12 protein-coding genes and 2 pseudogenes are annotated in these 12,615 nt (G+C 64.8%); 12 read left to right on the top strand and 2 right to left on the bottom strand.

Annotated features, from left to right (window positions below; genetic code table 11):
- Window positions 1–45: 45 nt before the first annotated feature.
- The 4 genes and pseudogenes from HS961_RS04680 to HS961_RS04665 all read left to right on the top strand — a co-directional run.
- Window positions 46–495, top strand: coding sequence for a hypothetical protein (locus HS961_RS04680; RefSeq protein ID WP_238347792.1), 450 nt, complete (start codon window positions 46–48; stop codon window positions 493–495).
- Window positions 492–1,307 carry a hypothetical protein gene (locus HS961_RS04675; RefSeq protein WP_238347790.1) on the top strand — a complete coding sequence of 272 codons (816 nt, stop codon included), beginning with the start codon at window positions 492–494 and terminating at the stop codon, window positions 1,305–1,307. Before HS961_RS04680 ends, HS961_RS04675 begins: the two co-directional genes overlap by 4 nt.
- A complete protein-coding gene (locus HS961_RS04670; RefSeq protein WP_238347789.1) occupies window positions 1,304–1,969 on the top strand; it encodes a hypothetical protein in 666 nt (221 codons plus the stop codon). Before HS961_RS04675 ends, HS961_RS04670 begins: the two co-directional genes overlap by 4 nt.
- Before the next feature lie 23 nt (window positions 1,970–1,992).
- Window positions 1,993–2,340, top strand: a pseudogene (locus HS961_RS04665) (amidase family protein); the annotation flags it as partial.
- Between the two features lie 4 nt (window positions 2,341–2,344).
- On the opposite strand, the pseudogene HS961_RS04660 reads toward HS961_RS04665, so the two are convergent.
- Window positions 2,345–2,830: pseudogene (locus HS961_RS04660) on the bottom strand (ATP-binding protein); the annotation flags it as partial.
- Between the two features lie 410 nt (window positions 2,831–3,240).
- Here HS961_RS04660 and HS961_RS04655 point away from each other — a divergent pair.
- The 8 genes from HS961_RS04655 (at window position 3,241) to HS961_RS04620 (ending at window position 10,537) form a co-directional block, all read left to right on the top strand.
- Window positions 3,241–5,379, top strand: coding sequence for a hypothetical protein (locus tag HS961_RS04655; RefSeq protein WP_182326601.1), 2,139 nt, complete (start codon window positions 3,241–3,243; stop codon window positions 5,377–5,379).
- Window positions 5,380–5,438: 59 nt separating this feature from the next.
- A complete protein-coding gene (locus tag HS961_RS04650) occupies window positions 5,439–6,047 on the top strand; it encodes a hypothetical protein (RefSeq protein ID WP_238347788.1) in 609 nt (202 codons plus the stop codon).
- Window positions 6,047–6,709 carry a hypothetical protein gene (locus tag HS961_RS04645; RefSeq protein WP_238347787.1) on the top strand — a complete coding sequence of 221 codons (663 nt, stop codon included), beginning with the start codon at window positions 6,047–6,049 and terminating at the stop codon, window positions 6,707–6,709. Before HS961_RS04650 ends, HS961_RS04645 begins: the two co-directional genes overlap by 1 nt.
- A gap of 13 nt (window positions 6,710–6,722) precedes the next feature.
- Complete coding sequence (locus tag HS961_RS04640) at window positions 6,723–7,214, top strand: hypothetical protein (RefSeq protein ID WP_238347786.1); 492 nt, start codon at window positions 6,723–6,725, stop codon at window positions 7,212–7,214.
- The gene (locus HS961_RS04635; RefSeq protein ID WP_182326600.1) at window positions 7,211–8,026 is read left to right on the top strand and encodes a hypothetical protein; all 816 of its coding nucleotides are present in this window, start codon (window positions 7,211–7,213) and stop codon (window positions 8,024–8,026) included. Before HS961_RS04640 ends, HS961_RS04635 begins: the two co-directional genes overlap by 4 nt.
- Window positions 8,023–8,688 carry a hypothetical protein gene (locus HS961_RS04630; RefSeq protein WP_182326599.1) on the top strand — a complete coding sequence of 222 codons (666 nt, stop codon included), beginning with the start codon at window positions 8,023–8,025 and terminating at the stop codon, window positions 8,686–8,688. The genes HS961_RS04635 and HS961_RS04630 overlap by 4 nt, the downstream gene beginning before the upstream one ends.
- A gap of 76 nt (window positions 8,689–8,764) precedes the next feature.
- Window positions 8,765–10,069: an amidase gene (locus HS961_RS04625; protein WP_182326598.1), complete on the top strand. Its 1,305-nt coding sequence runs from the start codon at window positions 8,765–8,767 to the stop codon at window positions 10,067–10,069.
- Window positions 10,070–10,078: 9 nt separating this feature from the next.
- Entirely contained in the window at window positions 10,079–10,537 is a 459-nt protein-coding gene (locus HS961_RS04620) for a hypothetical protein (RefSeq protein WP_182326597.1), read from the top strand.
- A 78-nt stretch (window positions 10,538–10,615) separates the two neighbouring features.
- Here the strand turns inward: HS961_RS04620 and HS961_RS04615 are convergent, their stop codons facing one another.
- The gene (locus HS961_RS04615; RefSeq protein ID WP_238347785.1) at window positions 10,616–12,286 is read right to left on the bottom strand and encodes a pseudouridine synthase; all 1,671 of its coding nucleotides are present in this window, start codon (window positions 12,284–12,286) and stop codon (window positions 10,616–10,618) included.
- Between the last annotated feature and the right edge of the window lie 329 nt (window positions 12,287–12,615).

Genomic DNA, 12,615 nt, shown 5'->3' with positions numbered 1-12,615 from the left:
TCCATGCCCAGCTTTCGCCTTCGCTGTTGTGCTGCTCTATTGGCCATGGCCGGCGCCTGCGGCCAAGGCGCCCATGCCCAGGCCACCCGGCTGGACGACTCCAGCTCCCCACGTCCCCAGATCAACTCGGATTTCCGCAATGCGCAGATGCTGGACCCGCACACCATCAGCCTGCCTTTCGGACATGTGGAATACCGCCTGGCCACCGCCGCCTATGTGGGCAAGCAGGCGCGCATTTACTACGTCATCCCGTTGGCGGTAGCCGGCCTGCGCTCGCCCATGGGCATGCAGCTGCAATGGCGCAGCAGCGGGCTGTTCCAGGGCGGCATGGGCCGGCCCGGCGACCGCGTGCTGGTCTGGAGCGGCGTGGTGCGTGCGCCCTGGATCACCGAGAGTTTTGACTTGCAGCTGCGCCTGGACCAACGCCAGTTGCAGATGGGCCAGGGCGGCAGCCTGCGCTTTGAATCCTATTTTGAGATAGAGACCCAGCCATGACCCTTTCCCGCTTCCTTCGCCACTCGCTGTCCCTGGCCTTGCCCCTGGTCAGTTGCCTGACCCATGCCGCCCAGTTCGAGATGGCGATCGCCCCGTCGCGCTTTGAGCTGAATGCCAAAAACGGCGAGCGCATTGGCCAGTCGATCGATCTGCACAACCTGGGCTCGGCCACCACCGCCTTGTCGGTACGTACTCTGGACTGGAGCTACTCGGCCGATGGCCAGATCAGCTACCACGATGAGCTGCTGCCCGGCAGCTGCCGCCCCTGGGTGGCGCTGGAGCGCCGCACCGTCAAAGTGCCAGCGCAAACCAAGCAGGCCTTTCGCTTCCAGATCACGCCGCCGGCCGATGCGCCGCGTGGTGAATGCCGCTTCATGATCGCCATCGAAGGGGTGGAGCCGGCCCAGCAGACCATCATCCAGAGCGGGGGCGCCAGCCTGAGTCTGCCGGTCACCGGCCGCATTGCCGTGGCCGTCTATGTGATGCTGGGCGGCGCCGAGCCCAAGCTCGAAGTGCAGCAGATCGGCATGCGCGACATTGCCGGCAAGCGCAGCCCTGCCATCACCGTGCGCAACAGCGGTGATGCCCATGGCCGCCTCGAAGGCACGGTGGACGCCAAGGATGCCAAGGGTCGCGACTTTATGCTGGCCGTGGAAGGCACCCCCATCATGCCCGGCCAGACCCGCCACCTGGCCCTGGTCCCCAAGGGCGAAGATGGACAGCCTGCCATTCAGCCCAGCTACCCCATCAAGGCCAGTGGCCTGCTGGACTGGGACAAGGGCAGCTTCAAGCTGAACGCGGATTTCCAATGAAACAGCAGTGCCGCCCGCTGAACCTGCTGCGCCATGCGCTGCTGCCATTGGTGCTGACTGCCCTGTGCCCAGCGGCGCAGTCGGGCAGCGCCACCTCTGGCACCGGCAACCTGCCACGCAACACCCCGGCAGTGGCGCTGAACTTTGCCATCCAGATCGACAAGTATGTGTTTTTCCGCATCGGCGATGGCGCCTGGCCCACGCCGGGCGGCACCACCTCACAAGTCGGCTTTAGCTTGAGCCCCTCCATTCCTGCCGTACCCACCACGCCTACCAACGGCAACAACACCGCCGTCAACTGGAGCGGCACCGCGCCCCCATTCGCGGTCACCGCCAGCGGCAATGTGCTGCCCGTCGAGGTGCGCAGCAACGGCGGCCAGGTCAGCGTGTTTGCCACCGTCACCACCCCGCTGACCAGCGGCAGCACCACCATTCCGATGAATGCGGTCAGCGCGACCAGCAGCGACGCCAACTTACCTGCGCCACCCATCCCAGCCAGCGGTACCGGCACCAGCGTCAATGTCACCGGGGGTGGCACCGGCACCGTCAACAGCCTGGTCACCATCCGCACAGCCAACTGGACCTTTGCCTACGACAACAGCGTCAGCCGCACGGCCGGCAACTACAGCGGACAGCTGAGTTTTACCGCGTCCGTGCCTTGAGACTACTGCAGCGCCTGCGATAGCCGCTGCAAGCCCTGGTGTCGGTCAAGGACCTGCTCGATGTGGCTGGCCAGGTGACCACCGCCGGCGCGAAAATGCGCCGCCACAGCGCCCCGGCCGCGCAAGATGCGCCGGTGGTGCAGCGCCTGCGCGCTGCCGGCGCGGTGATCGTCGGCAAAACGAATATGACGGAGTTCGCGTTCTCGGGCGTGGGCATCAACCCCCGTTTCGGCACACTGGGCAATGCCGCCGATGTGCTGTACATCCCCGGCGGCTCCTCTTCGGGTGCTGGGGTCAACGTCGGCCGGGGTCTGGTCGATATCGCCATTGGCTCGGACACCGGCGGCTCGGTGCGCATCCCCGCCGCCTTAAGCCGCCCATGCCACCGCTGGTCCAGCGCACGCCCTCCGACGCCTCGGCACCCGCACGGCTCGACTCGACGCTGATCCTGTCGGCCACGATAAAGCCGGAGTAAAAGCCCACGCCGAACTGGCCGATCAGCTGCGAATCGGCCTTCTGGTCGCCGCTGAGCTTGTCCATAAAGGCCTTGGTGCCGCTCTTGGCAATCGTGCCCAGGTTGTCGATGGCCTCTTGCGTGGTCATGCCAATACCGCTGTCGCTGATGGTCAAGGTCTTGGCCTTGTCATCGAAGGACACGCGCACTTCCAGATCGGGCTGGTCGCCGTACAAACCGCTGTCATTGAGCGCTTCAAAGCGCAGTTTGTCGCATGCATCAGACGCATTGGAGATCAGCTCGCGCAAAAAGATCTCTTGGTTCGAATACATCGAATACGTCACCAAGTGAAGCAGTTGGGCCACTTCGGCCTGGAAGGAATGGGTTTTTTGGTCATTGGAGCTCAGTCCTCATCGACACGGATCAAGGGTCTATATGGGTGCAAGGCTTGCTGCGCAAAGCCGTCTTGCTATCTATTAATTGCTTATCCAAAAAGCATATAACAAAAATAGTTTTTCGACATAAAAACACAGCCAAGCCAAGCTAAATACTTTCATGGATTTCTTCAAATTTCTTTACATGATGACATGTATCTATTTGTTATATCCTCTGACACACTTAACGTAAAGTATCGAACTTTTATGATTGATTGCTTGTGTTTTCGCCAAAAGACCAGGCCATGAAAGTTAACTTCTGATTACAAATGAGTGTTTTCCAACGGCCATTCTTGCACTGCGGTACTGGTCTCTTCCAGACGCTTTCAAGGGATGCCGTGTGGGAGGGCTTGGCCCTGGGCCTGTGTTTGTATGCCCTCCCGATGAAAGCGCAGAGCGAGGCAGTAGCCAGCGCCAAGGTGGAGTCACTGAGCCCCGCCCAAGCCGAACAAGCCCGGCTGCGCGCCATCGTCGATGCCGCGCCCGCCGCCTATGAGGACCACTTCATGAGCGCCGATGAACTGACGGCCCTGCGCGCCGGCGAGGCCGAAGAAGTCGACCCCAGCACCTTGCCGCTGGGGCTGCGCAGCTGGGCGCTGGAGAGCCGCCTGGGCATCGCACAGTCCGACGCCGGCGACCGAGGCCGCCAAAGTGGCACCGAGCTGGGCCAGCGCATCCAGTACCGCCAGCAAACCCTGAACTATGGCGACTGGCTGCTGCAGGCCGATGTGCGCAGCATGCAGGGCGGGCAAGACAGCTTCAATGGCATTGGCGCTCTGGGCTATGCCCGCCAATCCAGCAGCCAGCGCATCACCTTGCGCAACCTGGCCATGCCCATCACGCCGGGCATCCGCATGGATACCACCATCGGCGACGGCTACAGCGAGTTGACCGCCGGGCTGAGCCAGAACTACCGGCTGATGCTGGGTACAACGACCTTGCGCGGCCTGTCGACCCGCATCTCTGGCGCGGACTTTGAGGTCAGCGCCGGCATGGGTGAGCGCGGTGACCTGCTGGGTGGCCCCTACCCCGGTTTTGAAAAAAGCCAGGGAACCGTCGCCTGGATCGGCGCCACCCAACGCCTCAGCAGCGCCTGGTATGCCGCCGGGCAGCTGAACCAGGCCAACAACATTGGTGCAGTGGACTACGGCCTGGGGAACAACGCAGACAGCGACAGCAAGCGGGTCAGCAGCTGGGCTGCTGCGCTGGGTTATGGCTCGCTCAGCCAACAAGATGGCGAACTGCGCGGCCGGCTTACCGCACTGGGCAGCACGACCAGCAGCGACTCGGCGCAGTCCGCCAGCGGCAGCGCGCAGGGCCTTTACCTGGAGGCGAACACCAATCTGGGCCGCTACCGCCATGCCTGGGGTGCCTATGTGACCCGGCCCAATCTGCATTTTGGTGACTACCTGCTGCCCTCAGGCACCCAGGGCGCCTACTGGCGCATGGACCACAGCAGCAGCCGCCTGAGTTGGGGCACGGGGCTGGAGGCCGAGCGCATGCGCGCGAGCAGCTGGCCATCCCAACAAGGCCAGACCCGCATCGGGGTCAGCGGCCATGTGCACTACCAGCTGGACCGCCGAACCGCACTGGGCGGCAACCTCAACCTGTACCAGACCCGCTATGCGGGCGACGGCCAGGGTGGCGGCCTGGATGGCAAGATGCGCAGCCTCTACGCCTATGGCTTCTACCAAACCCGCTTTGGCGACCTGCCGCGCTCGCGCTTCAGCCTGAGCCTGCGCAGCAATGAGCAGATCGTGCTGGGCGACGGCACCGCCACCGGCCGTGAGCTGCAGTGGGAGCAGGACTGGATCAGCGCCCAGCGCGAAACCATGCGTACCGAGCTGATTACCACCCTCGGCTGGGCCGACGACCGCAGCAACGGCACCACCCAGCACTACCCCACGGCAGGGGTGCAAGGCCGCTACTGGGCCAGCAGCAGCCTGAGCTTTTCCGGCAACCTGCGTTACACCTCGCAAAGCGGCGGGCTGTCCACCAGCCGGGGCCTGTCGGGCAACCTGGCGGCAGAAAAGCAGTGGGGCCATGGCTGGAGCATGGGCATGGGTGTACTGCTCAACCAGGCGCGCCTGGCCACCACCCCGGTGCTCAGCTTGACCAGTCCGCAAATCTACCGCAGCAATGACAAGACCGCCTATGTCTATCTGCGCTGGGAAGGCGGCACCGGCCGGCCTTTTGCCGTTGCGGGCGGTATGCCCGGCAATGGCAGTGGAAGCGTGACCGGCCGCGTGTTTTACGACGCCAACAAGGATGGCCACATCCAGCCCGATGAAACCGGCGCACAAGGCATTGAGGTGGTGCTTGATGGGCGCTATCGCACCACGACCGATGCCGAAGGCCGCTTTTTATTCCCGATGGTCGGCGTAGGCCGCCATCAGCTCAGCCTCACGCTCGACAGCGTGCCCCTTCCCTGGGGCGCTGCCGACGGCGCGGTGCTGGGCGTCGATGTTCCGCTGCGTGGCGAAGCCAACGCCGAGATCCCCATCACCCAGGTGGAGGAATGACCATGCAGCAGAACCCCAGCGCAGCCGCGCTTCGCTTCACTCTCCCTCTAGGACTCAATATGAAACACCCAAAAATCCATGCCCTCGCACTGGGCGCCGCCCTGTCACTGGCCTGCACCGGCCAGGCGCTCGCTGAGAGCCAGTACGGCTTCTCCTCGACCGGCTCCGGCACCGTCTCCGCGACCGCCAAGGTCAACCTGAGCGTCGTCATTCCCAAGCTGATCTTGCTCAAGGTGGGCACCAGCAACACCACCCAGGACACCGTCTCCTGGGCTGCCTCGTTGAGCATCCCTGCGGTGCCCACCGTCCCCACCACGACGGCCAACAACACCGTCGTGCCTTGGGACGGCACCGCGCCTACGGTGACCACTACCCCGACCGGCAACGTGCTGAATGTGTCCGCCTGGACCAACGCTGGTACCGCCACCATCAACTGCGCTATTGGGACCTGGAGCGCCACCGGCGGTCCGGCCAATACCAGCTTCACAGTGACGACCGGCGGCACCCTGCCTCACCCTGGTGGCAATCTGGGCTCCTGTGCATCCACCACGATCACCTCCAACACCCTGTTGACGGGAACCTGGACCTATGCACTGACTGGCACGGCCAGCAGCTGGACGGCAGGCACCTACACCAACGCCGTTACCTACACGGCCCAGGGCGTCTGATGCGCAAGCGCGATGCAACCACCGCCGTGCGTGCCGCCTTGCTGGCAGCACGTGCACCGCTGAGCGCGGGGCTGGTGCTGCTCGCCTGCGGCTTCAGCGTGCCTGCGAACGCCGTTATCACCACCGTCAGCGACAGCGGCAATACCTATGCACTGTCGCTGCAGGTGGGGTCTGCGGCAGGCACGGACACCGTGCAGTTCAATGTCACCGGCAACAAAGTGGGCCTCACGCCGACGCCGGTGGCAGGCACGCCCGCGATTGATATCTCGGTCACGCCGATACGGCCTGCCACCAGCGCTTCGGCGGCCAGGCCCGTCACCCTGCGGGTGGATTCCAGCGTCGGCCTGAGCTGCCAAAGTGGCCCCTGCGGCGCCACCATCATTCCGTTCAGCAAGATCAGCTGGTCGGCCAGCAATACCAGCGGCGCCGGCGCTGGCGATATCCAGAGCGGCCAGTTCACCGGTGCGGCCAACCAGCAGCTGGCCAGCTTCAATGCCAATGCCACCTTCTGTTCGTTCCCGCTTATTATTTTTTGCTTGGGCTGGACCTACCAGTCCAATGCGATAAGCGCCACGCGTTTGACGTTCAGCTTTGCCAACGACACGATCTATCCGGCAGGCACCTACCAGGGCGCGGTGTATTTCACGGCGTCGATGGAATAAAGGAGGCTCGTGCATGCCACGTTTTCGCTTTCAGTGTTGCAGTGTCTTGCTGGCCGCCGCATGCGCCTGGAGCCAGGCTGCGCAGGCCCAAGCCAGCCGGCTGGACGACTCCACCTCGCCCCGCGCCCAGGTCAACGCCGATTTCCGCAATGCGCAGATGCTGGACAACCAGACCATCAGCCTGCCTTTTGGGCATGTGGAATACCGCCTGGCCACCGCCGCCTATGTGGGCAAACAGGCGCGCATCTACTACGTGATTCCGCTGGCCGTGGCGGGCCTGCGCTCGCCCATGGGCATGCAGGTGCAGTGGCGCAGCAGCGGCCAGTTCCAGCCTGGTATGGGCCGCCCCGGTGACCGGGTTCTGGTCTGGACCGGCGTGGTGCGCGCCCCCTGGATCACCGAGAGCTTTGACCTGCAGCTGCGCATTGACCGCCGCGAATTGCAGATCGGACAAGGCGGCAACCTGCGCTTTGAATCCTATTTTGAAATCGAGACCCTGCCATGAGCATTTTTACCTTTGCGCGACGCGCGCTGGCCCTCGCCCTGCCCCTCGTCAGCTTGCTGTCCCAGGCCGCCCCTTTTGAGATGGCAGTGTCTCCATCGCGCTTTGAGCTAAGTGCCAAAAATGGTGAGCGTGTCGGCCAGTCCATCGATCTGCACAACCTGGGCTCGGCAGCGACTGCCTTGTCGGTACGGACCCTGGACTGGAGCTACTCCGAAGAGGGTCAAATCACCTACCACGATGAGCTGCTGCCCGGCAGCTGCCGCCCCTGGGTGGCGCTGGAGCGCCGCACCGTCAAGGTGCCAGCGCAAACCAAGCAGGCCTTCCGCTTCCAGGTCACGCCGCCCGCCGATGCGCCGCGTGGTGAATGCCGCTTCATGATCGCCATTGAAGGCGTGGAGCCGGCCCAACAAACCATCATCCAAGGGGGTGGCGCCAACCTGAGCCTGCCGGTCACCGGCCGCATTGCCGTGGCCGTCTATCTGATGCTGGGCGGCGCCGAACCCAAGCTCGAAGTGCAGCAGATCGGCATGCGTGAGATGGCCGGCAAACGTATTCCCGCCATCACCGTGCGCAACAGCGGCGATGCCCATGGCCGGCTGGATGGCACGGTGGACGCCAAGGATGCCAAAGGCCGCGACTTTATGCTGGCTGTCGAGGGAACCCCGATCATGCCCGGCCAGACCCGGCACCTGGCCCTGGTGCCGAAGGCCGAAGATGGCCAGACTGCGCTGCAGCCCAGCTACCCGGTCAAGGCCAGCGGCATGCTGGACTGGGACAAGGGCAGCTTCAAGCTGAACGCGGATTTCCAATGAAACAGCAGCGCCGCCCGCTGAACCTGTTGCGCCAGTCGCTGCTGCCGCTGCTGCTCGCCGGCCTGGGCGCCAGCGCGCAGGCTGGCAGCGCAAGCTCGGGCACCGGCGGCCTGCCCCGCAACACACCCGCCGTGGCGCTGAACTTTGCGATCCAGATCGACAAATTTCTGTTCTTCCGCATCGGCGATGGTGCCTGGCCCACACCGGGCGGAACCACCTCGCAGGTCAACTTTGCCTTGAGCCCTTCCATCCCAGCAGTGCCCACCACGCCGGTCAACAGCAATAACACCGCAGTCAACTGGAATGGCGCAGCACCCACCTTCTCTGTCGCCGCCAGCGGCAATGTGCTGCCCGTCGAGGTGCGCAGCAATGGCGGCCAGGTCAGCGTGTTTGCCACGGTCACCACGGCGCTGACGAGTGGCAGCAACACCATTCCAATGAATATGGTCAGCGTCACCAGCAGCGACGCGACCCTGCCAGCACCGACCATTCCCGCCACGGGCACGGGCACCAGCGTCAATGTCAGCGGCGGCGGCACCGGAGCGGTCAACAGCCTGGTCACCATCCGCAATGCCAACTGGACCTTTGCCTACAACAGCGCCATCAGCCGCACGGCTGGCAACTACAGCGGGCAGCTTAGCTTCACCGCAGCGGTGCCTTGAGGCTCTGCGCAAGTCGCAGCAGCCCCTGGTTATTGGTTACGATGGCCATCCCATCTGATTTTTAAATACCTAAGCCATGCCCACCAGCGCCGAACGCCTTGCCCAGAGCCTGCAGACCCTGACCGCGCTGGGCGATGAAGCACCGCGCATCTTCACCCAGCTCTACCCGGATGCCGCGCGGGAAGCGGCGCAAGCCGCAGACCAGCGCGCGGCGCGCGGACTGTCGCTGGGCCCGCTCGATGGCAAGCTGGTCTCGGTCAAGGACCTGCTCGATGTAGCAGGCCAGGTGACGACCGCCGGCGCCGCCATGCGCCGCAGCAGCGCGCCCGCCGCGCAAGACGCGCCGGTGGTGCAGCGCCTGCGCGCCGCCGGCGCGGTCATCGTCGGCAAAACCAATATGACGGAGTTCGCGTTCTCGGGCGTGGGCATCAACCCCCACTTTGGCACCCCTGGCAATGCGGCCGATGTGCTGCGCATCCCCGGCGGCTCCTCGTCGGGCGCCGGGGTCAGCGTGGGCCGGGGCCTGGTGGATATCGCCATTGGCTCGGACACGGGCGGCTCCGTGCGCATCCCCGCGGCCTTCAATGGCGTTACCGGCTTCAAACCCACGCAGGCGCGGGTCACGCGGGACGGCGCTTTTCCGCTGTCCCACACCTTGGATGCGCTAGGCCCCTTGGCGCGCACCGTGGCCGAATGCGCCGCAGCCGATTCGATTCTGGCCGGTGACATCCCTCAACCCTTGCCCCAGCGCAGCTTGCAGGGCTTGCGCATTGGCCTGCCCCAAGGCCTCCCCTGGACCGACTGCAGCGAGGCCGTACTGAGCCAGACCGACAATGCCGTTGCGCTGCTGCATGCCCAAGGCGCCTCCATCCGCAAGCTGCCCTGGCAGGCCTTGATGGCGGCCCCCTCGCAATTGCAAAGCGAAGGCACCTTGATTGCCGCCGAGGCCGCCGCCATTCACCAGCAAGCGCTGGTGTACGAACGCGATGCTTTCGACCCCCGTGTGCTGTCGCGCATGGACAAGGGCCGCAGCCTGAGCGCCCCCTACTACATCCAGCTGCTGCTGCAGCGCCAGCAGTGGATGGCCAAGATGGATGCCGCCATGCAAGAGGTGGACCTGCTGCTGCTGCCCACCATCGCCACCACCGCACCGCGCATTGCGCCGCTGCTGGAAGACGACAGCGCCTTCTTCGCCGCCAATGCGCTGATTCTGCGCAATACCTCGATCTTTAACTTCTACGACCTGCCCGCCATCTCGCTGCCGCTGCCCCGCATTGCCGGCAGCATGCCGGTGGGCATGATGCTGGTGGGCGCGCGCATGCAGGACCGGGCTTTGCTGGCGATGGCCGCCGCTGCCGAGCAAGCGCTCGCCAACGCATAAGGACAACGCATGGGACGCGCAAGCCTGCAATGGACCGACGAGATGCTGGCCGCCTTGGGCAGGGACAAAGACGCGGTGCTGGCCGAGCGCTGGGGCACCAGCGCCAAGACCGTGAACCTCAAGCGCAACAGCTTGGGCATTGCAGCCTTTGGCCATGTGGACTGGACACCGGAAATGCTCGCGGCACTGGGCCAGGTGAGCGACGCCAGCCTTGCCACCCGCTGGGGCATCAGCAAGGCCAGCGTGGTGGCCAAGCGCGGCGCGCTGGGCCTTGCGCCCATGGACAGCAGCCGGGGCAAGCACACCCAGCACGCCTGGTTGCCCAATGAAGTGATGCTGCTGGGCACCGCATCGGATGCCGACGTGGCTGCGCAACTGGGGCTGACGGTAGCGGCCGTGCGCAATGCCCGGATCACCCGGGGCATTGCAGCGGCCCGCCCCGACAAACCGCCGATCGCAAAAAATTGACCCCTCCAAGGCCCGTGCAGGCCAGAGAGGGGTTGATGGGGCACCGCAAACCCCAGGTTTGCGGCAGCGGATCAGCGCTTAAAACTCTTCGTTCTCGCCCAGGTAACGCCATTGCCCCACTGGCAGATTGCCCAGCACCACCTTGCCGATGCGGATGCGCTTCAAGCCCACCACAAACAGGCCTACGGCTTCGCACATGCGGCGGATCTGGCGCTTCTTGCCTTCGCGCAGCACAAAACGCAGCTGCTCGGGATTCTGCCAGTCCACCTCGGCGGGCAGCAATTCCTCGCCGTCCAGCGACAGACCGTGGCGCAGCAGTGCGAGCTTTTCCTCAGGGAAGTGCTGCTGCACATCCTTGTCGATCGCGTCATAGGTCACGCGCACCAGGTATTCCTTCTCGACCTCGGAGTTCTCGCCAATCAGGTGCTTGGCCACACGGCCGTCCTGGGTGAACACCAGCAGGCCGATCGAGTCGATATCGAGACGGCCGCAAGGCGCCAGACCCTTGAGCTGGCTGAAATTGAAGCGCGTCTTGCTGTGGTCTTCGCGCCAGTGGTTGGGCGGGTTGAGCAGCACCATTGCGGGCTCATGGCCGTCTTCGGCCTGGCCGCTGACATAGCCCATGGGCTTGTTGATAAGGATCGTCACCTGCTGAGCCTGCAAGTCCTGCGCCTCGCGCTGGATCTCGATCTTGTCGGTCAGCTCCACCATCTGGCCCATCGTGGCGACTTCGCCATTGACCAGCACCCAGCCGTTTTCGATCCAGGCATCGCCCTCGCGGCGCGAGCACAGGCCCAGATCGGACATGCGCTTGTTGACCCGCACCTGGCCTTCGGCCTTCAGCTGCTCATTCTGGGCCTGGGCCTTGGCGGTCTGCATCGTGCGCTGGGGCGCATCGGCACGCCAGACATTCGATGGCATCTCGCGGCGCGGGGCATCCCGGCGCGGAGCTTCGTCGCGTGGACGCTCTGCACGGAAGCCATCCTGGCGAGGGCCGGCGCCAAAGGAGCGGGGTCCGCCCTCGCGGGGGCCGCCCTGACGCGGGCCGTCATTGCGGCGGTCGTCCTGGCGTGGAGCAAAACCCCGTGGGCCGTCATTGCGGCGGTCATCCTGGCGCGGGCCAAAACCCCGTGGACCGTCATTGCGGCGGTCGTCCTGGCGTGGGCCAAAACCCCGTGGGCCCTCATTGCGGCGGTCATCCTGGCGAGGGCCTGCTGGGCGGCGGTCATCTTGGCGCGGGTCGCGCGATCCAGGGCCTACCGAGACAAAGTCACCGCGCCCGGCATAGGGGCGCCCCGCGTCAGGGCGGCTCCCGCTGGGTCGGCCCTCATAAGGGCGATTCTCATAGGGACGTCCGGCGTCGCGGCGGTCATCACGGCGCTCCTGGCCATAGCCTCCGGGGCGGGCGTCGCCACGGCCAAAGCCGCCATCGCGGTTGTCGCGCCCTGCCCAGCTGTCACGGCTGCCCCGGTCATCCCGGCTGTCGCGACCATCGCGGCTATCTCGGCCATCCCGGCTGTCACGGCTGTAGCTGCCGCCACGGCCTTCAGCGCTGAAACGGCTGTCTCCGCCGGCACGTGGCCCCATTGGGCGCGGCCCACCGGCTGAACGCGGACGGTCACCGCCAGGGCCTCCGTCACGGCCTCGCGCCAACGGTGCGGGCGCGGGTTTCGGGGTGAGCGAGAGTTTTTTGCGGCCTTCGCCATCGTCGGCGGCAGGCGAATCAGCAGGGGAGCGGGGATTTGACATAGCCCGCTATTGTCGCGTGAATTGCCATTCCAAGCGGGGCGCACGGCTATGAATGCTGTGGATAAGTCTGTGCACAAACAACCGACCGGGGCGCTGCTGCTTTTTTCAGCAGCGCTTACAACTTGGGCGCTTAGTTACGTCGCTGCAGCGAATCCGGCTGGCCCATCCCAATCCTCCACATTGGTGCCCAGCAGCCCCGGCCCGCCAAGCCCCAGCCCATGCGGCTTTCAGCCATATGCATCGGAATGCGTACAGATGTGAACACTGCAATCCAGGCCAGAAAGCGCAATTATTGAGGCGTAGCATGGAATTATTCATTTTGAGGAGAT

Source organism: Comamonas piscis (genome assembly GCF_014109725.1).
GTDB lineage: Bacteria > Pseudomonadota > Gammaproteobacteria > Burkholderiales > Burkholderiaceae_C > Comamonas > Comamonas piscis.
The sequence above is the reverse complement of the archived record's forward strand: the minus strand, read 5'-3'. Positions and strand labels throughout refer to the sequence as shown.

Coding starts and splice junctions, on each gene's coding strand:
- HS961_RS04670 (WP_238347789.1), top strand. CDS start 1,304: ATGAAACAGCAGTGCCGCCCGCTGAACCTGCTGCGCCATGCGCTGCTG.
- HS961_RS04615 (WP_238347785.1), bottom strand. CDS start 12,286: ATGTCAAATCCCCGCTCCCCTGCTGATTCGCCTGCCGCCGACGATGGC.
- HS961_RS04655 (WP_182326601.1), top strand. CDS start 3,241: ATGAAAGCGCAGAGCGAGGCAGTAGCCAGCGCCAAGGTGGAGTCACTG.
- HS961_RS04625 (WP_182326598.1), top strand. CDS start 8,765: ATGCCCACCAGCGCCGAACGCCTTGCCCAGAGCCTGCAGACCCTGACC.
- HS961_RS04680 (WP_238347792.1), top strand. CDS start 46: ATGGCCGGCGCCTGCGGCCAAGGCGCCCATGCCCAGGCCACCCGGCTG.
- HS961_RS04640 (WP_238347786.1), top strand. CDS start 6,723: ATGCCACGTTTTCGCTTTCAGTGTTGCAGTGTCTTGCTGGCCGCCGCA.
- HS961_RS04675 (WP_238347790.1), top strand. CDS start 492: ATGACCCTTTCCCGCTTCCTTCGCCACTCGCTGTCCCTGGCCTTGCCC.
- HS961_RS04645 (WP_238347787.1), top strand. CDS start 6,047: ATGCGCAAGCGCGATGCAACCACCGCCGTGCGTGCCGCCTTGCTGGCA.
- HS961_RS04650 (WP_238347788.1), top strand. CDS start 5,439: ATGAAACACCCAAAAATCCATGCCCTCGCACTGGGCGCCGCCCTGTCA.
- HS961_RS04635 (WP_182326600.1), top strand. CDS start 7,211: ATGAGCATTTTTACCTTTGCGCGACGCGCGCTGGCCCTCGCCCTGCCC.
- HS961_RS04630 (WP_182326599.1), top strand. CDS start 8,023: ATGAAACAGCAGCGCCGCCCGCTGAACCTGTTGCGCCAGTCGCTGCTG.
- HS961_RS04620 (WP_182326597.1), top strand. CDS start 10,079: ATGGGACGCGCAAGCCTGCAATGGACCGACGAGATGCTGGCCGCCTTG.